At 65.8% G+C, this 18,879-nt stretch carries 15 protein-coding genes, 1 other RNA gene and 1 pseudogene; 9 read left to right on the top strand and 8 right to left on the bottom strand.

Annotated elements, in window-relative coordinates; translation table 11 throughout:
- Positions 1-8: 8 nt before the first annotated feature.
- From ABWK72_RS16200 to ABWK72_RS16185, 4 genes are read left to right on the top strand one after another with little or no spacing between them, the layout of a single operon-like run.
- On the top strand, positions 9-2,117 hold the full coding sequence (locus ABWK72_RS16200; protein ID WP_367870612.1) for a multicopper oxidase domain-containing protein: 2,109 nt from the start codon (positions 9-11) through the stop codon (positions 2,115-2,117).
- A gap of 25 nt (positions 2,118-2,142) precedes the next feature.
- Positions 2,143-2,382 carry a hypothetical protein gene (locus ABWK72_RS16195; protein ID WP_367870611.1) on the top strand — a complete coding sequence of 80 codons (240 nt, stop codon included), beginning with the start codon at positions 2,143-2,145 and terminating at the stop codon, positions 2,380-2,382.
- 24 nt (positions 2,383-2,406) lie between these two features.
- Positions 2,407-2,712: a YHS domain-containing protein gene (locus ABWK72_RS16190; protein ID WP_367870610.1), complete on the top strand. Its 306-nt coding sequence runs from the start codon at positions 2,407-2,409 to the stop codon at positions 2,710-2,712.
- 49 nt (positions 2,713-2,761) lie between these two features.
- Positions 2,762-4,642: an ankyrin repeat domain-containing protein gene (locus ABWK72_RS16185; RefSeq protein ID WP_367870609.1), complete on the top strand. Its 1,881-nt coding sequence runs from the start codon at positions 2,762-2,764 to the stop codon at positions 4,640-4,642.
- Between the two features lie 141 nt (positions 4,643-4,783).
- On the opposite strand, the gene ABWK72_RS16180 is transcribed toward ABWK72_RS16185, so the two are convergent.
- The 3 genes from ABWK72_RS16180 to ABWK72_RS16170 all read right to left on the bottom strand — a co-directional run bounded on the left by ABWK72_RS16180 (position 4,784) and on the right by ABWK72_RS16170 (position 8,570).
- Complete coding sequence (locus tag ABWK72_RS16180) at positions 4,784-6,370, bottom strand: hypothetical protein (RefSeq protein ID WP_367870608.1); 1,587 nt, start codon at positions 6,368-6,370, stop codon at positions 4,784-4,786.
- Between the two features lie 142 nt (positions 6,371-6,512).
- Positions 6,513-7,637 (bottom strand): AAA family ATPase, encoded by a 1,125-nt coding sequence (locus ABWK72_RS16175; protein ID WP_367870607.1) that lies wholly within the window; start codon positions 7,635-7,637, stop codon positions 6,513-6,515.
- Between the two features lie 15 nt (positions 7,638-7,652).
- Positions 7,653-8,570 (bottom strand): hypothetical protein, encoded by a 918-nt coding sequence (locus ABWK72_RS16170; protein WP_367870606.1) that lies wholly within the window; start codon positions 8,568-8,570, stop codon positions 7,653-7,655.
- Positions 8,571-8,693: 123 nt separating this feature from the next.
- Between ABWK72_RS16170 and ABWK72_RS16165 the strand changes: the two genes are divergently transcribed.
- The 3 genes and pseudogenes from ABWK72_RS16165 to ffs all read left to right on the top strand — a co-directional run bounded on the left by ABWK72_RS16165 (position 8,694) and on the right by ffs (position 10,307).
- On the top strand, positions 8,694-9,098 hold the full coding sequence (locus tag ABWK72_RS16165) for a hypothetical protein (protein ID WP_367870605.1): 405 nt from the start codon (positions 8,694-8,696) through the stop codon (positions 9,096-9,098).
- A 64-nt stretch (positions 9,099-9,162) separates the two neighbouring features.
- Positions 9,163-10,154: pseudogene (gene queA / locus ABWK72_RS16160) on the top strand (tRNA preQ1(34) S-adenosylmethionine ribosyltransferase-isomerase QueA).
- A gap of 58 nt (positions 10,155-10,212) precedes the next feature.
- Positions 10,213-10,307, top strand: an RNA gene (gene ffs / locus ABWK72_RS16155) — signal recognition particle sRNA small type.
- A gap of 22 nt (positions 10,308-10,329) precedes the next feature.
- Here the strand turns inward: ffs and ABWK72_RS16150 are convergent.
- From ABWK72_RS16150 to ABWK72_RS16135, 4 genes are all read right to left on the bottom strand, one after another.
- Positions 10,330-10,989: a peptidoglycan DD-metalloendopeptidase family protein gene (locus ABWK72_RS16150; protein WP_367870604.1), complete on the bottom strand. Its 660-nt coding sequence runs from the start codon at positions 10,987-10,989 to the stop codon at positions 10,330-10,332.
- A gap of 65 nt (positions 10,990-11,054) precedes the next feature.
- A complete protein-coding gene (locus ABWK72_RS16145; RefSeq protein WP_367870603.1) occupies positions 11,055-12,401 on the bottom strand; it encodes an OmpA family protein in 1,347 nt (448 codons plus the stop codon).
- A gap of 251 nt (positions 12,402-12,652) precedes the next feature.
- On the bottom strand, positions 12,653-14,122 hold the full coding sequence (locus ABWK72_RS16140; RefSeq protein ID WP_367870602.1) for a trypsin-like peptidase domain-containing protein: 1,470 nt from the start codon (positions 14,120-14,122) through the stop codon (positions 12,653-12,655).
- 100 nt (positions 14,123-14,222) lie between these two features.
- Positions 14,223-15,980 (bottom strand): hypothetical protein, encoded by a 1,758-nt coding sequence (locus ABWK72_RS16135; protein ID WP_367870601.1) that lies wholly within the window; start codon positions 15,978-15,980, stop codon positions 14,223-14,225.
- 170 nt (positions 15,981-16,150) lie between these two features.
- Here ABWK72_RS16135 and ABWK72_RS16130 point away from each other — a divergent pair, with 170 nt between their 5' ends.
- On the top strand, positions 16,151-16,555 hold the full coding sequence (locus ABWK72_RS16130; RefSeq protein WP_367870600.1) for an acyl-CoA thioesterase: 405 nt from the start codon (positions 16,151-16,153) through the stop codon (positions 16,553-16,555).
- A 74-nt stretch (positions 16,556-16,629) separates the two neighbouring features.
- Here ABWK72_RS16130 and ABWK72_RS16125 read toward each other — a convergent pair whose 3' ends face one another.
- On the bottom strand, positions 16,630-18,006 hold the full coding sequence (locus ABWK72_RS16125; protein WP_367870599.1) for an IS4 family transposase: 1,377 nt from the start codon (positions 18,004-18,006) through the stop codon (positions 16,630-16,632).
- A gap of 353 nt (positions 18,007-18,359) precedes the next feature.
- Here ABWK72_RS16125 and ABWK72_RS16120 point away from each other — a divergent pair, with 353 nt between their 5' ends.
- Entirely contained in the window at positions 18,360-18,749 is a 390-nt protein-coding gene (locus tag ABWK72_RS16120) for a hypothetical protein (protein WP_367870598.1), read from the top strand.
- Positions 18,750-18,879: the final 130 nt, after the last annotated feature.

Raw genomic sequence — 18,879 nt, 5'->3', positions numbered from 1 at the left:
CCACTCTCGTGAAAAATCGCTTCCTCGCTCTCCTGCTGCTGTTCGTATCGTCCCCGGTCATCCAGGCCCGCGTCGTCGAATACGACCTCGAAGTCGCCGAACAATCCTGGTCTCCGGGCGGGGAGGTGAAGGCCATCCGCGCGCTCACCATCAATGGCGGCATCCCCGGACCCACGCTGCGTTTCCGCGAAGGCGATACCGCGCGCATCCGCGTTCACAATCGCCTCAAGAACGAGGAGACCTCGATTCACTGGCACGGCCTGCTGGTGCCGAATTCGCAGGACGGCGTGCCGCACATCACCACCCCGCCGGTCGCGGCCGGCACCACCGCCACCTACGAATTCCCGCTGCGCCAGTCCGGCACCTACTGGTATCACAGCCACACCGGCTTGCAGGAGCAGCGCGGCGTCTACGGCTCGATCGTCATCGAGCCGAAGGGCGGCGAGCCGGTGAAGGCCGCGCGCGAGCAAGTCGTCGTCCTCTCCGATTGGACCACCGAGAGCCCGCACGAGGTCATGCGCACGCTGATGCGCGGCAGCGATTGGTATGCACTGCGGAAAGGCAGCATGCAGACCCTCACCGGCGCGGCGCGGGCCGGAGCGCTGAAGGATTTTTGGGAGCGCGAGCGCACCCGCATGCCCGCCATGGACATCTCGGACGTGGCCTACGACGCCTTCCTCGCGAACGGCAAGCGCTCGATCCAGGTTCCCGCCAAACCCGGCGAGCGCGTGCGCCTGCGTTTTATCAATGCCGCCGCCTCGACCTACTTCTATCTCGAATCGGCGACCGGTCCCATGACCATCGTCGCCGCGGATGGCCCCGCCGTCCGGCCGCTTTCCATCAAGCGCCTGCTGGTCGGCATGGCGGAGACCTACGATGTCATCGTCAGGGTGCCGCCGTCCGGCCAATGGGAAGTCCGGGCCACCGCACAGGATGGCTCCGGCCACGCCTCCGTGCTGTTAGGCAGCGGTGAAGTCCACCCCGCGCCGGAGATCCCGCGTCCCGATCTCTACCGCATGGACTTCATGACGGCAGGTCTGGACGAGATGGATGGCATGGACATGAAGGGCATGGACCACTCCGCGATGTCCATGAAGGGCATGGAGCACGGCGGCATGGACATGAAAGGCATGGATCACGGCGCGATGAACAAGCCGGACAACGAGCGCCCGCTTTCCCCCTACTCGCAATTGCGCGCCCGCCACAGCACCGCCTTCGCCGTCTCCCACCCCCGCCGTACGATCCCCCTGCGCCTCACCGGCGACATGGAGCGCTACGTCTGGTCCTTCAATGGCAAGACCATGGCGGAAGACGGCGTGATCAAGATCAAGCGCGGCGAAGTACTGCGCCTGGAGATGGTGAACGACACCATGATGCATCACCCCATCCACCTCCACGGCCACTTCTTCCGCGTGCTGGAAGGGCAGGGGAGGGATGCCCCGCTCAAGCACACCATCGATGTCCCGCCGATGGCCAAGCGCACGATCGAATTCGAGGCGGACGAGACCGGCGATTGGCTCTTCCACTGCCACCTGCTCTACCACATGCACGCCGGCATGGCCCGCGTCTTCTCTTACGAGGACCAAGCCCCGGGCCACCAGACCCACCTCGGCGAGCACGCCCACGATCCCTTCTACGCTTTTGTCGACGGCTCGCTGCAAAGCCACATGAGCGAAGGCATGGTGACGCTCATGAATTCCCGCAACGACTTCTTCGGCGCGTGGGATGTCGGCTACGGCGACGAAGACGAAACCGAGTACGAGATCGAGGCCGGCTGGAAGCGCTACTTCAATCCGAACTTCTCCACCGTCCTCGGCTATCGCTTCACCGACATGGAGGACGAGGAGGACCGCGCCTTCGCCGGCATCGAGTACCGCCTGCCCTATCTGATCGAAAGCTCCGCCCAGCTCGATAGCGAGGGCGACCTGCGCCTCGGCCTCGGGAAATCCCTCCAGATCACCGACCGCCTCGGAGTCTTCGCGGATGTCCAGTACGACACCGGCAGCGATTGGGAGTGGACCCTCGGCGCGGAATACATCCTCACCAAGCAATTCTCCCTCATCAGCCAATATCACTCCGAGCACGGCCTCGGGGCCGGCTTCGGCTTCCGCTTCTAAGAACACGAACAAGCAATCGACCATCATGAAAACGACACTCGTCCTCTTCCTCACCGCCATCCTCGCCTCCTGTGCCAGCAGCGGCAGCAGCGCCACCACCAAACGCTACACCGCCGACACCTGCATCGTCGGCGATAACAAGCTCGGCTCGATGGGCACCCCCGTCACCAAGGTCTACGGCGACCAGGAGGTGAAATTCTGCTGCAAGCCCTGCGTCGCGAAATTCGAGAAGAACCCCTCGAAGTATCTGGCAAAACTGCCCTGATTCCCTTCAATCCATCCACCCGATATGAAACCCGCGCTCCTGCTTGCCGCCGTCTTCGCCTTCGCGTCTTGCGCCACCAAACCCGCCGCACCGGTGGAGGTCGCCGACACCAAGGCGAAATCCAAAAAGGTCGCCAAGAAGGAGCCGAAACCCCAGGCCTACCCGCTCAAAACCTGCCTCGTCACCGGTGATGGACTCGACGACATGGACGAGCGGGTGACCACCGTTTACATGGGCCAAACCTTCGAGTTTTGCTGCAAGCCCTGCCTGAAGAAGTTTAACAAGAATCCGGGAAAATACGTCAAGGCCCTCGAAAAAGCTAACAGATAGCCCCGCGGAACTTGTCTCCCGCGCGGCGATATGCTATGACCGCGCCGTAGTGACTTCCCGTCGTCCCGCGATCCACTGTACCCTTGCAGCACTTTTGCTGCTGGCGGTCCCCGCGTGCCACAATCCCCAGCGGGAAGCGATGCGGGCCTTGGAAAAGCGCGGCGTGGAAGCTTCCGCCGCCTCGCTGCTGGCGGCGGTCCAGGCCGGCGATGCCGATCTTTCCCGGCTGCTGCTGCAGGCCCACGTTTACACCGGCCAGCGCGATGCCGGGGGCAATAGCCCGCTCCACATCGCGCTCGACCGCGGGAATCTGGCGATCGCCTGGGGCCTGATCGAGAACGGGGCCGACCTCTCGGCGACGAATCCGGCCGGGGTCACCCCGGTCTCGCTGGCCGTGTACAAGGGCGAGACCGCCATCACCGACCGCCTTCTCAATGCCAAGGCCCCGCCGGAGGGCAAGACGCCCGATGGCGACCAGGTGCTGCCATGGGCGATCCGCCATGGCCGCCTGTCCTTCGTCCAGCGCCTGATGCAGGGCGGTGCCGATCCGCACCAGAAGGACGCCGCGGGCAATCCGCTGCTCCACGTCGCGATCGAATCCGGCCGCCGTGATCTGATGGCGGAGCTGCTCAAGCTCGGCGCGGATGCGGCCGCCGTGAACGGTCCCGGCGAGTCCTCGCTGGTGGCTGCCCTGCGCAAGGATTGGCGGGACCTCGCCAAGCCGCTGGTCCTCGCCGGTGCCGATCCGAATCTCCGCGATAGCCAAGGAAAAGTCCCGCTTCAAGGCGCCCTCGACGCCCGCGATCTGCCGCTGGCCAAGCTGCTCGTGGAAGTCGGCGCTCGCCCGCTCGATGGCTCATGGGCTGCCGCGCTGTGGAAGGCCTACGGTGCCAGCGATCTCGAAGTCTGCCGCCTCTTGATGGCTCTGGGCGTCTCCCCGGAGACCCGCGATCCCCGCGGCCGCCGCCCTGCCGAGGCCGCGCTGGCCGACGACCGCACCGACTTCCTCCACCTCTTCCTCTCCTACGGTGCCGATGGCAGGCAGCTTTTCTATGAAGCCTGCCGCCGCGGGGCCGCGAATCAGATCAGCCTGCTGATGGCCCACGGCGGGCCGCCCGGACCGCTCCCCGCACCCTTCGTCGATACCCCGCTCGGCGTCGCAATCCGCAATGGCGACAATCGCACCGCCGGGTTGCTGCTGGAATATGGTGCCTCGCCGGTAGCCCCGGTTGCGGAAGGCCAACCTCCGCTCCAGCTCGCTGTCGCCCTCGGCCACGCGGGCATCGCCAAGCAGCTCCTGATGGCCGGGGCAGATCCGAATGCGCCCGTGCGCCAGCCAGCCTCGGAGAGCTTCATCCGCCAGATCCGCGGCGGAACCATGCGCTGGCTCCTGCGCCACGATCGGAACATCACGCCGATCATGCTGGCGGTCGATTCCGGCAATGCGGAAAGCGTCCGCGAGCTCCTCGCCGCCGGGGCCAAGACCGAAGTCTGGACCAAGCCCAGCCGCATGTGGCCGATCAACCTCGCCGCGCGGAAGAGTGACGTGAAGATGATGCGCGTCCTGCTCGGCAAGGACCCTGAAGTCGAGCAGCGCCGGATCCTGGTGGATCTCTCCGACCAGAAGGCATGGATCTTCGATTCCTCCGGCTTGGAACTCTACAGCACCAAGATCTCCACCGGGAAATCCGGCTTCTCGACACCCACCGGCACCTACGCGATCACCAACAAGTACAAGCAGTGGACGTCCACCTTGTATGACGCGAGCATGCCCTTCTTCCAGCGCTTCAGCTGCGGGGACTTCGGCTTCCACCAGGGCGTCGTCCCCGGCTATCCCGCCTCGCACGGCTGCATCCGCGTGCCCTATGGGAATGCCACCAAGCTCTTCTCGCTGACCGAACTCGGCGACCGGGTGGAGATCCGGCCCTGAAGTAGCGCGGCTCTCCAGAGCCGCGACTGTTCACGTCCCCGGACATCGAAGACTGCCGTTCTTCTCAATCGTCTACCTTCATAATAGCGGGAGCGTTCATTCCACCCGCTCCCACTCGCGGCTCCGGAGAGCCGCGCTTCTTCACTCCGCCAGCTCCACCTTCACCCGCGCGAACTTCTCCGGCGCTTCCTGCGGCCACATCAGCGTGCGCTTCACGAATCCCGACAGTGCCGGAACGAAGGGCTGGGTGGAAGATACCGTCCCGACCGGCAACGTCGTCGCCCACGGCTCGGTCTCCAGATCGGTGCTCATCTCCACTTGGTACGAAAGACCTAGTAGCGTTGCATTCTCCCGCTCGGGGTAAGAGAGCGCGACCGTTCCTCCCTGAAAAGTCATCGTAGGTCGCAAGGACCCGCCGCCGGGCAAGCTGAAGCTCCCCGATTCCGGCGGGCTGCCCAAGGCATACTCCAGCAAGTTGTTCCACCCGTCGCCATCCGGGTCATCCGTCTGACCCCCCTCCACCAGATCCTCCGACCAGACGGCGTAGCCCACCGCCACCGGAATGCTCAGTGGATTCACCGATGGCGTGCTGGTATCGGATTGCACCGCGATGCTGGCGGTGATCGCCGCGGTATTCGGCACGTCGGTCCATGCCGCGGTCACCACGATCTCCTCGCTGGCGGCGACCAGCGCCTTGCGCACCTGCCAGACGCCCGCGGCCACAGATTCCACCACGCAGCCGCTCGCCGTCACGCTGGCCGGTGCGAGGGCGGTGGGAAAGGTCAGGGTCGCGGCCAGATTGCCCGTCTCCACGGCACCGGTGTTCTCCACGGTGATACTCGCGGAAGCCGCCTCCCCGGCCTCGAATACCGCCGGAGCCGGACTCGCGGAATAAGTGAGCGTGACCGGCGTGAAGATCACCGGGCGCATCCGGTAGCCGGAGGCGGCCAGCTGGAGGTCCAGCTTCGGCACGTAGTGCGGCACGAAGGTGTCGTAGTTATTGAAGTCGACCCCGCTCGGTTCGACCCCGAGATGGACCCCTGTCAGGGCAGGTTGCCCGCCTTCCATGACGAAGCTTGGGCTACCGGAATCGCCTCCGATGAAACGGGCATCGTCCGGACTTCCGCCGGCCCCGGAATACACGAACTTCAAGACCCGGGTGTCCCCGGAAATCTCGGCCGGCCCGTCGAGATCGAGGTCGAGGGTACTGCCGGCTACCCCCCGTCCCGCACACACGATCGTTCCCGGATTCAAGCCATAGCCGAAGACGATGAGCTCCCTGCCCGCATAGTCTTCCTCCTCCGCGAGATTGAGATAGGGCAGCGGCTTCACATTCGCCGGCAGGTCCGAGGCGAAGGTTCCCAAGGTCAGGTCGGAGAGACCCGTGTTGTCAGCCTCGATGGTGATCATGCCCGTGATGGCGCGCGAGAGCACGGTCCCATCCGTCGCCACGAACCTGATGACATGGCCGGGCAGCACGCTCGGCTTGTGGTGATCCGCGCAGAGGAAATGCCGCGGCGAGACCAGCGCGAATTGCTTGTGGCCTTCCGTGGAGTGGAAGCCGACTCCGGTGAATTTGAGGGGGTCGTAGAGGAAGCCGGGATTCATGACCGGCGTCGCGGAATAGACGGTAAAGCGGTCATGCACCGCCGGATTGTAGACGCGGATGTGCACCGCCGCCGCGGGCATGGCGAGCAGCATCAGGATGGGAAGGGAAGGGTGATTCACAGCATCGGCACGGTAACTGACTGACACTCCGTGCGCCAGCCCCGCGTTTTTACAGATTCCACTCGCATGGATGTCTCTTGTAACAAAACCGGCCGCTCCCTCCGATACGCGGATGGCACCAGACCCGCATGGGGTCATTTATTCATTCGTCGAAGGTCCACACCCGCTTGCCGCTGTCCTCGCCCGCCCGGCGGGTCTGGTCCTCGTAGCGGACCAGCTCCACGGTCTTCGCCTCGACCCGGTCGGCGATCGCCTTGGCAAGCGCCTGCGCGTGCGTGACCACGATGATCTGCGTCTCCGGCGGCACCTTCGCGATCAGCGCGGCGAGCGGCTCCAGCACCCCGGGATGCAGGCTCGTCTCCGGCTCGTTCAGGACCAGCAGCGGCGGCGGTTTGGGCGTGAGCAGCGCGGCGCAAAGGCAGAAGAAGCGCAGGGTGCCGTCCGAGAGTTCAGCCGCATCGAGCCAGCGGTTGAGGCCCGGGCGTCCGATCTGGAGCTGGAAGCGCAGGTTGTCGTCCACCGCCCGCCAGTTCGTTCCGGGGAAAGCGGACTCCACGGCTTCGTCGATGCTGCCGCGCTGGTCGGCTTCATTGATGCTCTGAAGGGTGGCCGCCAGGTTCGAGCCATCGTGCGCCAGCACCGGCGAGTGGAAGCCCACCTGTGGCCGTCGCATCGGCGAGTCCGCATCGCTGCGGAATTGGTGGTAGAAGCGCCAGCGCAGCAGGATCTCCCGCGTCGCCGTCAGCGCCGGATAGGCGGTCCCATCCCGCACCTCCGCCAGCATCGACTCCGGCGCATGGAGGGGCAGCGGCACCGTCTCCATCCCGCCATCCATCGTCCGCAGTTCCACGGAAGGTCCGCGCCGCTTCGCCACGATCCGGCCCTTCGGACCGCCGAAACGCAGCGTCTCCACCTTCATGTCCGGATCGGTCTTGAAGGCCGTCGGGAGAAGCGGATCGGGATGCGGGACCACCGGGATCAGCCCGCACTCGATCGCGAAGCTGAAGTCGTCGTGCTCAATTTCCCAAGACACGCGGCGCGTCTCCTTCTTCATCCGCGCCCCCGCCCACATCAGGCTCGGCATCCCGCCTTCCTGCGCGATCGCTTCCGCAAGCCGTCCCTCCGCCATCCGCTGCATCATCGCCAGCGCCCGGTAGAAATTCGATTTGCCCACACCATTCTCGCCGGTCACGACCGTCACCCGCCCGGGCTTCAGGCGGAAATCCCGGAGCGAGCGGTAACCGCGGAGATGGAGGCTGCGGAGCATCAGGATCGCCTCAGATCATTTGGCATGCCCGTCTATCGACAGGGGCTCGGGCTCGTTATCCGGCTCGCGAAAAACCCACCAGCGCTTGTCCTGCGAGACATAGGCCGCTGCCATCTTGCCATCCGGTGCGAGCGCGAGCGGAGCGGAGCCACCATCACCTAACAGTTCCTCCCACTTGATCGGTAGACCTTCCTTGTAAGGATCCACATTCGGCACCCGGACCATGCCACCGCTACTGTGGGAGTAATCGAGGTGCACCAGCAGCCGCCCGCCGAGGGCCACCACCCCCTCCGCAAGTGCGCCGTCGCGATTGGAGCTTCCGGTCTCCAGATCCGCAATCGGCCACATCCGCTTTCCACGGAGGATCACGGCGTTTTCCGGAGAATCCCCGCGATCGAAGCCTCCCTTCCACACATCGCCGTAGCAGATGAAATAGAGGTTCCCTTCCACGTCGAAGGATGGAGCGACCGGCCCCGGCGCGCGGCGGTTGAAGACCTTGCCCGCCTCCGCAGCCCCCTTTGGAAGGAAATGCCACACCGGCTTGTCATCGGGCCGCTCACCCTCGGCCACGGTCAGGAAGACAATACCGCCTGATTTCGGATCGCAGGCCATGTCGCAGATCCCCTGACTGTCCGGGGCATGCCATAGCGGCTTCCATTCCTTGGATGCGGGATTCCAAGTCATCGCGCCGGACTTGCCCGCCACAGCGAGCAGGCCCTCCGTCGTGCATGCCAGCGCGGCTACGCCGGTCCGCAACTCGTCCGGCAGCTTGAGTTCGCTTTCGGGAAAATCGTCGTCGGTATCCTTGACCTTGAGCACTTCTCCCTCGCAGCGCACCAGGTACTTGCCATCGGGCAGGAAGGCGACGTCGCTGGCCGCAGCGCTTGAAATTGCAGCCGAAATCGCCACCCAGCCGAACCGCGGAGCTATCATGGCACGAGCAGTAGAACTCCCCGGCCGGGAGTCAATCCCGCTCACGCAGGGATTCGGCAAGGCGCTTCGAAATGTTTGCTTCCACCCTCCGCGGAACTCGGCGACCATCCCAATGCTATCCCGATGGAAACCTACCGTCTCCCCTTCGAGATCTCCGGCCTCTACGCCGGCTGCGCCAAGCTCGACGGGATGATCATCGTCTCGGCCGAGCATCTGCTGCTGGAATACCGGCTGACCGATACGCTCATCCGGGCGTTCAACGGTGAACTCCAAACCCGCCGCGTCGCCTGGACGGAACTCGAGCGCGCCGAACACGGCAATGGCTTCTTCTCGCCGTGGCTGGTCCTGACGGCCCGCACGATGAGCACCTTCGACAAGCTCCCCAGCAAGAATCCCGGACAGCTTCGCCTGAGCATCCCTTGGAAGCAACGCCTGCGCCTGCGCACGGTGACTTCGGAGATCAATCTCCTGCTATCCTATCAGGAAGCGGATCGCTTCATCGGACGCCTGCCGGGGGCCAGCCCTTAGGCGCGATCCCGAACCAACCGCGCTTGCCGCGCCGCGCGCACCCCGCTACTCCCCGGACATGGGCCTGCGCACGCGCGATTTCCACTACGAGCTGCCGGAAGAGCTGATCGCTTCCCGGCCCTTGGAGGAGCGCGCCGCCTCCCGCATGATGGTCGTCCACCGTGACACCGGCCGGATCGAACACAAAATGTTCCGGGATTTTCCCGCCTACCTGCGGCCCGAGGACCTGCTCGTCCTCAATGACACCCGCGTCATCCCCGCCCGCGTCTTCTCGGACGATGGCAAGATCGAGCTGCTCTGCCTCGACCGCCTCTCCCCCTCGAATGGCGCGCCCTGGTCCGCCCCGGCAGGAAGATGCGCATCGGCCACACCGTCATCGTCGGCGGCATCACCGGCACCGTCGCCGAAGTCTTCGGGAACGGCGACCGCCTGATCGCTTGGGCCGCCCCCGTCGATCTCGAACGCCATGGCCACCTCGCCCTCCCGCACTACATGAAGCGCGAGGACGAACTCGCCGACCGCGAGCGCTACCAGACCGTCTTCGCCCGCCAGGAAGGAGCCATCGCCGCGCCCACCGCCGGCCTGCACTTCACCCCGGAAATGCTCGCCGGAATTCCCCATGATTTCCTGACCCTGCACGTCGGCGTCGGCACCTTCCGCCCCGTCCAGGTCGATACCCCGGAGGAGCACGTCATGCACTCCGAGCGCTTCGTCCTCGGCCAGGCCACCGCCCGCCGCATCAACACCGCCAGCCGGGTCATCGCCGTCGGCACCACCGTCACCCGCGTGCTGGAGCACCTCGCCAAGCAGCCGTCGGCAGGCGGCAAACGTCTGGAGGAGGAAGCCCAAAGTGGCGCGACCGATATCTTCATCTACCCGCCCTACGACTTCCGCGTCATCGGCGGCCTGCTCACGAATTTCCACCTGCCGGAGAGCACCCTGATCATGCTCGTCAGCGCCTTCGCCGGGAAGGAACTCGTCATGGAAGCCTACCGCGAGGCCGTGCGGGAAAGATACCGCTTCTACAGCTACGGGGACTGCATGCTGGTGGTGTGAGCCACCCCGCAATCAAACCACTTGCCACATCCGCCGCCGGATTGTTTGCTCCGCGTGCTGCCAGGGGCCGTGGAGGTTCGGCAGGCGAACCCCGCCAGGCCTTGATCGGAGCAACGGCAGTTTGTCCGTGCTTGCCGCGGTTCCCTGGCAGTCTCTTTCCCGCCCGTCTTGAGGGCTACTTCGCCCCTACCGCGACGCCCAGCGGCGCAGGCGCCAAATCCCCCGCCACCGCCTCCTGCGGCAGCTCGATCGGCACAGCGCCCGGCCTCAAGCCATCGCCCTCCCGCATCGCGAAATCCAAGCGCGCGGCGTGATGCCCGTTCGCCGTGCCCACCGTCCCGATCGCCTTCCCCCGCGGCACCAGATCTCCCGCCGCCACATCCATTCGCTGGAGACCGGCATACTCCGATTGCAGCATGCGCCCGTCCACCGTCCGGTGCGCCAGGACCACCGTCTTCCCCTGCTCCGGGGAGACCTCCCCGGCGAAAACCGCCAGCCCGTCCGCCACCGCGAACACCGGATCGCCCAGATCGCTGTTCGCCCCGCCGATCCCGTTCAGATTGCCCTCCGCATCGCGGAAAGTCAGCGCGCCCTGCTCCGACCCCAGCGGAGCCTCGAAGCGCCGGGCCTCCGGCACCTGCGCCAGCTGCCAAGCCGGGAACCCATGCGCCCGCAACTTCGCATCCGCCGGCAAGAACAAGGGCGCATCCGCATCCTGGAAACCGGTCAGCGCCTCCACCGGCAGCTCCACTGGCGGCCGGTCCAGCCACAGCGCCAGGCCGATCATCCCCGCCGCAGCGAGACAGGTAGCAAGAGGAGGAGAAGGAATTCGCATGGCAGCGCTCCTTCTAACCGATCAATGCCGCCCGACCTTTCGGCGATAAGTAGCGCCACGTCCCCTCAATCGAAATCCAAATAAATCTCCGACCGTCGATTCGCCCGCCGCCCGTCCGGATTATCCCCACCGCTCTCCGTGAAATTCGGCCGCCGCGGTTCCGATTGGCCGCTGGCCACCGTGATGATCTGGTCCTCCCGCACCCCGGTCTTCACCAGGAAATCCTTCACGATCCCCGCGCGCCGGGCGGACAGCTTCCGGTTGTATTCCTCCGTCCCCAGCGCGTCGGTATGGCCCGAGATCGTCAGCTGCTTGCCCACATCCGTCTTCAGGATCTGCGCCACGATCTCAAGCTGCCGCTCCGTCCGCGGTGCCAGGATGTCCTCGTTGAAGCCGAAGTAGAGCACCAGCGTGTCGCCGCCCTTCGGGTTCTTCAGCAGCGGGGAGTAGTAGACATCCCCGCCGGCCACGCGCGAGGCGTAGTCGGCCAGCAATTGATCCAGGTTGATGTCGGAAACCCGCCAATGCCCCGCGGCCTGCGGCTGCGTCAGCGCCAAGGAAAACTCCGCCGCATCCGCCCCTTCCGCCGTCACCACCCGGGCCAGGTAGCCCGCTGTGTCCGGCTTCTGGAACATCGCCCGCAGCGGCTTCTCCGGACGCAGCCGGTAGTTCCCTTCCTCGAAGAGGATGCACAGCCCCGCGATCTTCGCGTCGGACACCGTCGAGGTATCCACGAACTCCTTCGCCAGCTCGAATTGCTGGTGCAGTGTCGCCTGCAGGAAGGCATCCGCGATCCCCAGCGAGTCGATCAGCACCGCCTTCGGCACCGGCTGGCCTTCACCCGGCGGCAGCGTCATCGATTGCACCGACCATTTGTCGGCACTCCGCTTCAGGTCGAAGAAAATCCGGTCACGGCCCGACTCCGCGCCGTCCAGCCACAACGCCCAGCGGCCCCGGCTGCCGAGTTCCAGCTCGCCCACTTCCTGCACCGCATCCGGATGCCGCAGCTTCACCTTCCGATCGGCCGCCATCGCGGCCAGCCGCTTGCGCGTCGCCTCATCCAGCGCGTCCTTGCCGATCAGCTTGCCCAGCGCATTGAAATCGCCGGCCTCCAGCGCCGCGCCGATCTTTGCCACCAGTTCGGCGGGATTCGCCGTCGCCATGCCCACCCCGGCATTCGCCAGCGCCGCTTCCGGATCCTGCGGCCCGTCGGCCACGGATTCCTTCTGCGTCGCCGGCATCGGCGGCTGCGCGGGCGCAGGACCTGCACTCGGCGGGGCACCCGTCTCGCCGGCCGGCACCGGCGCGAATTCCTGCGGTGCCGGGCGCTTCATGTAGAGAAAGGTCACCCCGCCCGCGAGCACGAGGGCACCGATCACGAAGGCGAGGGGAAAGCTGGACTCGTCGCGCATGGCAGATTGGCAGGCAGGAAGGAAGGAACTCGCGCATCAGTCCCGCAGGCAGACAGGAAGACACGACAGAACACGGATGCCCTTTCAACGTCCGGGCGGCAACCGCTTTATCCCGAAAGCGAACCCCCACCGCGGATTTGTTTTCATGCCGCCCTCACAGCGGAACGACCTGATCGTCCCGCTACGAAGGCATCCACCCCGCATCTGCCTTTTCACTGATCACCGCTCACTGATCACTCGGCACTTTTCCCTCACTCTTCTTCCTTCCGCGGCACCGCCGGCAGATCCGCTCGCCCATACTTTCCCTCGCGCATGTAGCGGATACTCGTCGGCTGCACGCCTGCGGAAGCGGACAAGTGCAGGTAGAATTCATACGAATTCCGGATGTCGATCCGGTTCACCGCCGTGATCAGGTCGCCCGCTTGCAGTTGTCCGGCAGCCAGGCCTCCGGGCTGGACTCCGGCCACCACCACCCCGGAAAGCCCGGCCTTGCGGTCCTGAGGGCTCAGGTCGTTGACAATCACCCCGATCGCCTGAAGCACCTCGGCGGGCTCCCGCATCTTGCTCGGGGTCGTCGTGGTCCCGGTTTCCGGCAGGCTCTCGGTGATGGTTGCCTCCAGCGGCACCGCCTTGCCGTCGCGGTCCACGATCAGGGGCACCTTCCGCCCGATCCGGGTCCGCTGCACCAACGTCACCAGTTGGTTGATGGTGCGGATCGACTCGCCATCGTAGCTCTGCACCACATCGTCCGGCTTCAGGCCGGCAGCCTCCGCCGGACCGCCCGGGGCGACCGAGATCACCTGCACGCCCGCGCGGGTCTCGACCATCTTCAGGCCCAGATATCCGCGGATCGGCCGGCCCCGCTCCAGGATCGCGAAGAGCGCGTCCTTCACATCGTTCGACGGGATCGAAAAGCCCACCCCTTGGAAGCCCGGATTCGCCTTGTCCGGCGTGTAGATCGACGAGTTGATCCCGATGATCTCGCCTTGGATGTTGATCAGCGGGCCGCCGGAGTTGCCCGGGTTGATCGCCGCGTCCGTCTGGAAAAGATCGCGCTGGGTGTCGGACAGCGTCCGCTCCACCGCCGAGATGATCCCCTTGGTGACCGTCTCGCCGAGCCCGAAGGGATTGCCTATCGCGAAAACCGATTGCGCCAGACCCACCTGCGTGGAATCGCCGAATTTCAGAGGCCGGAACTTCTCGCCCGGCGCATCGATCTTCAGCACCGCCACATCGAGCAGCGGGTCCTGTCCGATCAGGGTGGCCCCGTAGGCCTTCCCGTCGTTGAGCGTGATCTGGATCTGCCGCTGCCCTTCGATCACGTGCCGGTTCGTCAGCACGTGGCCTTCCTCGCTCACGATCACCCCCGAGCCCTGGCCCTGCGTCGGCACCCGCCGCACCCCGCGCTCGCGGCCGAAGCCGTCCAGCAGGCGCTCGCTGCGGATCCCCGCCGTATCGATGCTGACCACGGATGGCACCACCGCTTTCAGAAGCTTCGTCTGCTGCGTGTCCAGCAGCGCCAGCAGCTCGACCTCGCCCAGTGGCATGGCCGGCCGGTCAGGCATCGTCGCATGCTCCGGCCGGTGCTCCTGCCCGGAGCCGCCGCGCGGGTCGAAGAGCCGGGTAATCCCGTCGCTCCCGTTGCGGATCAGATAGACGGCACTGAACGCGACCGCGAAAACGGCCGCCAGTGCCAACAGGCGTTGAATGCCTTGTTGCATGGGTTGGGATGAAAGGGGGTGACTGCGGGTGAAACAGGGCGCGGGTAATCCCTTATGGCAAGGAAATCCTCCCCATGGCGGAATTGCCGGTGAAAATCTTTTATCGGACGGACGTGACCTTCGGGACCGTGAATTCGGCTTGATCCCCCGCCGTCTGGGTCAGGGTGGTGAGCACGGTGACATATTCGCGCCAAGTCTCCTTGTGCGTGGCGATCTGCTTCGAGAGGTGCGAGTAACCGTCGTAGTCGTCGCTCTTGTCCATCAGCCGGGCCAGCGTCCGCACGCTGTCCGCCACCGCCACCGCCGACTTGTGCAGGTCACGGTCGCGGATGTCGATGATGCTGCCCATCGTGTCGAGTTTGGCGCGGCACAGTTCGTGGATCTCGGTGAGGCGCTTCGGGATCAGCTTGTCCGTCGTGACGCTCTCGAGCTCGCCGATCGGCAGCAGCGCATCACGGATCTCCCGCGCCAGCAGCGGCCGCGCCAGGAAGCGCGGGCGGGTGGTGGAACCCTGCAGCGCCAGCAGGCGTGCGGAAGCGTGCTGGGGCATCACCGCGACGAGTTCCCGCAGCCGCGCCTGGGTCGCCGGGTGCGCCACGAAGGAGCCGACCGGCTTGGCTGCGCCGACCTTGTGGATCTCCGCGAAGCGCGCGAAGGCATCCGCCGTCTCCGGCTTTACGGTCGCGGATCCCAGGTCGCAGAGCTCGTCCACCGTCTCCGCCAGCAGCACCTCGTAGCGCATGAAAAAAGCCGCTTGGTCGAGCACCAGCAAGCCGGTCAGGTGGTCCGCCGCCGAGGCCGGCAGGATCAGTCGGCCGCTGGTATTTCCCTCCGCCAGCGCGCGCAGCGTCTGCCACAGGTGCGGCGGCATCTCCAGCTTGCCACCCTTGCCCACCACCGCCAGCGCGCTGGCGGTCGGCGGCTTGCCGCTCAGAGCCCCGTCTCCCAGCAGCGCCGCGGTGCCGGAAAGCGAACCACCGTTCAGCGGCTCGATGAAAGTCTTGGTCTTGTCGAAGGACACCACTGCGGTGATCGGTCCGTTGCTGCCGTGGCGGCGGGTCAGGAAAGCCTCCACCTCCTTCGCGGAGTCCGCATTCGCGTCCGCGGCCGGCTTCGAGGAGAAGCCCAGCGTCAGACCCTCGCCCTCCTCTGCCGGCGTCGCGCTCAGGTGCACCTGCACCACTTCCAGCACGATCTTCTCCGCCAGCTTGTCAGTGACCCAGACCGGCATCGTCGCGTTCACCTCCGGCAGCGCGATTGTCGCGACCGCCGGCTTCGGCTTGCCCTTGCCGTCCGGATCGGCCGGGTCGTCGTGGGAAGGCTCGGGCTTCTTCCCGAAGGCCTCCTCCGGCGCGATCCAATCCTTCCACGCGCCCTGCTCGCCGGCTGCCAGACGGTCCATCGAACCCGGATGCTCCGGATCCGCCACCGCCAGAAGATCGCCCAGACAAGCCGCCAGCGCCTGCCCGTCCGGACCCGCCTCGGGCAGCTCCAGCCAGCCCAGCACCTGCCGCGCCCGGCTCAGCGTGCGCTCCAGCTCCTTGCCCGCCACCCGCTCCGGGCGCCCGCCCGCCTGAATCGTCTCGATGAGTTCACGCGCCTGCCGGTTCGCCGGATCCAGCGCCAGGGCCAGCGCCGCGATCTGCGCCACCGCCCGCGACCCCGCCGCACCCGGCGGCAACTTCGCCCCGCTCATCGCCAGCACCTGCCGCGACAGCGTCCCCATCGTATCCACATCCACCGGCAGCCGGTCCCGGCGGAAAGGCACGGGGCCCTCGGCCGGCGGCACGAAGTCCGCCCGCACCACCGCCACCAATGCCATCAGCGCGAATGCCGCCTGCCATCTCATCCGCTTCATCGTAGCAATTTATACGCCCACCTGCGAGCCGGAATTACTGCAACGCCAATATCCAAGGAATACGACGGAGCCGGCCAGTAACGAACCGCCCCCATCCAATCTCCTCCCCCGCCGCAAGCCACTTCGATTGATGATTGAAAGATTGGTGATTGATGATTTCCCCTTCTCCCATGCCTTTCGAATCCAGCACCCGGGAAGAAGTCATGTTCTTCGACACCGACATCGGCGGCGTGGTCCACAACCTCGCCTACCTGCGGATGATCGAGACTTGCCGCACCCGCCTGGCCGCCAAGATGGGCATGGACCTCAAGTCGATGGCCCACACCAAGCTCTTCCCCGTCGTCGTCCGCACCGAGATCGACTACCGCCGCCCCGCCACCCTCGGCGATGTCCTCCTCCTCCACGGCCACCTCGCCGAAATGCAGCGTGCCCGCTTCTGGTGTGCCTTCGAAGTCCGCCGGGAAAGCGACGACGCCCTCCTCATCACCTGCCGCCAGGCCCTCGCCCTCGTCCAGATGCCCGAAGGCAAACCCGTCCGCCTCCCCAAGGAGTGGCAGGACTTGCCCGACCAGTAGTGCGCCTCGGCCCGGGCAGGGTCCCCAACCGCCCGCCATCAAGGGTAAGTAGTCCCGCCTTCAGGCCAATGCCGTTAAGGACTCGCCGGGTTGATCGTGATGCTCTTGAGCAGCGGCAACGAGCTCGGCTGTTTCATCTTCGGCCAGTCCTTGACCGGTTGCCGCAGCGCCCTCTGGCAGCTCCGCGGCTTGCGCCACGGTATCAGCGCCACTTCCGCCAGTTGCTTGAGCGCGCGTGCCACCCAGATCGCCCGCTTCGGCAATTCCATCAGGTCGTTGCCGAGTTCCAGCAGCTTGCACATCGCCGCGGTGTAGTCGCGCACCACCGCGAAGCTGATCCGCGGGACCTCCACGCCCGCCGCTTCCGCCACCGCCGCGCGTTGCAGCGCCAGCACCGCCGCGGCCATCAGCAGCGCGAGCACTTCCTGCGCCGCGGTTTCAGGGGTCTGCGCGTCGAGCAGGTCGCCGCGCCCGTGGAGCTTCACCTTGAGTTCGCGGAAAAACAATTCGTGCTGCCAGCGCGCGGCATAGAGCTCCACCAGTTCCGCGGCGGGATGGAGCGTTTCGTCCATGAGGCTGGTCCAGAGCCGGAGTTGCAGCGGCTTGCCGCCGCCCGCCACCGTCACGGTGGCGAGGATCTCGCGCAGCTCCAGGGTGCACGCGACACGGCGGGTCGCGGGATCGGTCACCTTCACCACGATGCGCCGCGAGCCGTCGGACAGGTGCTCCTTGACGGTGGCCTTGAGGTTGGACTTCACCCGCATCAGGAAGGCTCCGCCACCCTTCTCCAGGGCGGGCTTGAAATGCCACAGCAACGAGGGCGTGCCGTAGAGGCGGTCGCCGAGCAAGAGGCTCTTTTCCGGCAGCTCCCGTTCCTGGAGGATCCGCCGGGCCAGCGTGGCTTCGCCTTCGCCCTGCCAGCCGGGTGCGGCAGCCAGGGGCTGGTACATGCCGAGTTCGACAAGCACCACCGCCAGCATGCGGGCGAAGGCCGGCTGGCCGTTGCCCTTGCCGCAGGGCACCTTGACGGCACGCTCCGCGATGGCAGGGGTGTTGCGCAGGTTGAAGGTGGTGCCGTCGATGGCCAGCAGCCGCAGGCCGCGGTGGAAGGCCCCGGGATGCAAGGCCGGATCGGCCAGGGGACGCAGCGCCAGGTGCAGCGCCTCGTGGAGCAATTCCCAGCCGATGGCTTTGCCGCGCTGGCTCAGCGCGCTGCCGGAGATGCGGATGCCGGTGATTTCTTTCACGTGCGTGGAGAAGCTGCCTGCCGGTGCAAGCTGGTGATAGGTCCGGGTCATCAGCCATTGCCAGGGGCTGAGCTTGGGATCCGGGCCGCCGCGAGGCCCGCGGCGCTCGAAGAGGCTGTCGCAGGCAGGCGGGTCGAGCAAGGCGGCAAAGGCGCGGGGAAAGCTGCCGTGGAAGGGAAAACGGGGATGCGGTGCGTCGTGCATCCGCCCAATCAAAACAAACGTTTCCGTAGTACGAGCCGTAATTTCGCGCGGTGATCTAACAGGTCCTTAACGGCATTGGCCTGAAGGCGGACGAAGCCACCCACCAAGCCCGCAACCTGGGACTGCTGAGGCTTGCCACAGCCTTCGGCAGGCGGCTCGTTGCCGTGAAGCACGAGAGCAACCCCTCTAACCTTGGCGGCATTTCCGCTTGCCTCCCTCCTCGCCACCACATTTTATCTCATATTATGTGGAAACCCCTCCTTGTCTCTGCCGCAGCCGTCGCGTTCTGCTCCTGCACCCACACTACCTCCCTTACGGCCTCGAGCCCTCGTGAGGAAATACTCTTCTTCCGGATGGCCTTCGTGCCCGAGGGCACCATCGCCTCTCAAGAGCAAATGGTGACGATCGACAAGGCCCTCGCGGAAGGCCGGACCCCGGAAGAACAGGGCCGGAAATATTTCCCCGAGCTCAAGGGGAAGGACGCCGCCACCGTTAAGATCGACGGCATGTACACCCGCACGCTGCTCCGGGACGGATCGAGCGTCGCCTGCTTCTGCCCGCGCGCCACCGTCCGCGCCAAGGCTTCCTCCATCCGCATGAAGGAGGCGCTCAACCGGTTGAACGAGGACCTCTGCCAGCGGGCAAAAAAACAGGGCAAAGCCATCACGTCCGACGAGATCGGGTTCATTACGGGTCCGGCACCCGAACAAGCACAACTCCAAGTCCAAGTTCCCCTCGAGTGAGCGGACAACGGCACAGGACCTTGGACTGCTGAGGCTTGCCACAGCCTTCGGCAGGCAGCTCGCCACCGTGAGGCACCGATAGATCCCGCTTCCAGCTTGTGGCACGAAGCGACCGTCAGGATGTAGCGCG

This window comes from Luteolibacter sp. Populi, from assembly GCF_040801775.1.
Lineage (GTDB): Bacteria > Verrucomicrobiota > Verrucomicrobiia > Verrucomicrobiales > Akkermansiaceae > Haloferula.
The sequence above is the reverse complement of the archived record's forward strand: the minus strand, read 5'-3'. Positions and strand labels throughout refer to the sequence as shown.

Coding starts and splice junctions, on each gene's coding strand:
- ABWK72_RS16195 (WP_367870611.1), top strand. CDS start 2,143: ATGAAAACGACACTCGTCCTCTTCCTCACCGCCATCCTCGCCTCCTGT.
- ABWK72_RS16190 (WP_367870610.1), top strand. CDS start 2,407: ATGAAACCCGCGCTCCTGCTTGCCGCCGTCTTCGCCTTCGCGTCTTGC.
- ABWK72_RS16175 (WP_367870607.1), bottom strand. CDS start 7,637: ATGCTCCGCAGCCTCCATCTCCGCGGTTACCGCTCGCTCCGGGATTTC.
- ABWK72_RS16170 (WP_367870606.1), bottom strand. CDS start 8,570: ATGATAGCTCCGCGGTTCGGCTGGGTGGCGATTTCGGCTGCAATTTCA.
- ABWK72_RS16165 (WP_367870605.1), top strand. CDS start 8,694: ATGGAAACCTACCGTCTCCCCTTCGAGATCTCCGGCCTCTACGCCGGC.
- ABWK72_RS16150 (WP_367870604.1), bottom strand. CDS start 10,989: ATGCGAATTCCTTCTCCTCCTCTTGCTACCTGTCTCGCTGCGGCGGGG.
- ABWK72_RS16145 (WP_367870603.1), bottom strand. CDS start 12,401: ATGCGCGACGAGTCCAGCTTTCCCCTCGCCTTCGTGATCGGTGCCCTC.
- ABWK72_RS16140 (WP_367870602.1), bottom strand. CDS start 14,122: ATGCAACAAGGCATTCAACGCCTGTTGGCACTGGCGGCCGTTTTCGCG.
- ABWK72_RS16135 (WP_367870601.1), bottom strand. CDS start 15,980: ATGAAGCGGATGAGATGGCAGGCGGCATTCGCGCTGATGGCATTGGTG.
- ABWK72_RS16130 (WP_367870600.1), top strand. CDS start 16,151: ATGCCTTTCGAATCCAGCACCCGGGAAGAAGTCATGTTCTTCGACACC.
- ABWK72_RS16125 (WP_367870599.1), bottom strand. CDS start 18,006: ATGCACGACGCACCGCATCCCCGTTTTCCCTTCCACGGCAGCTTTCCC.
- ABWK72_RS16120 (WP_367870598.1), top strand. CDS start 18,360: ATGGCCTTCGTGCCCGAGGGCACCATCGCCTCTCAAGAGCAAATGGTG.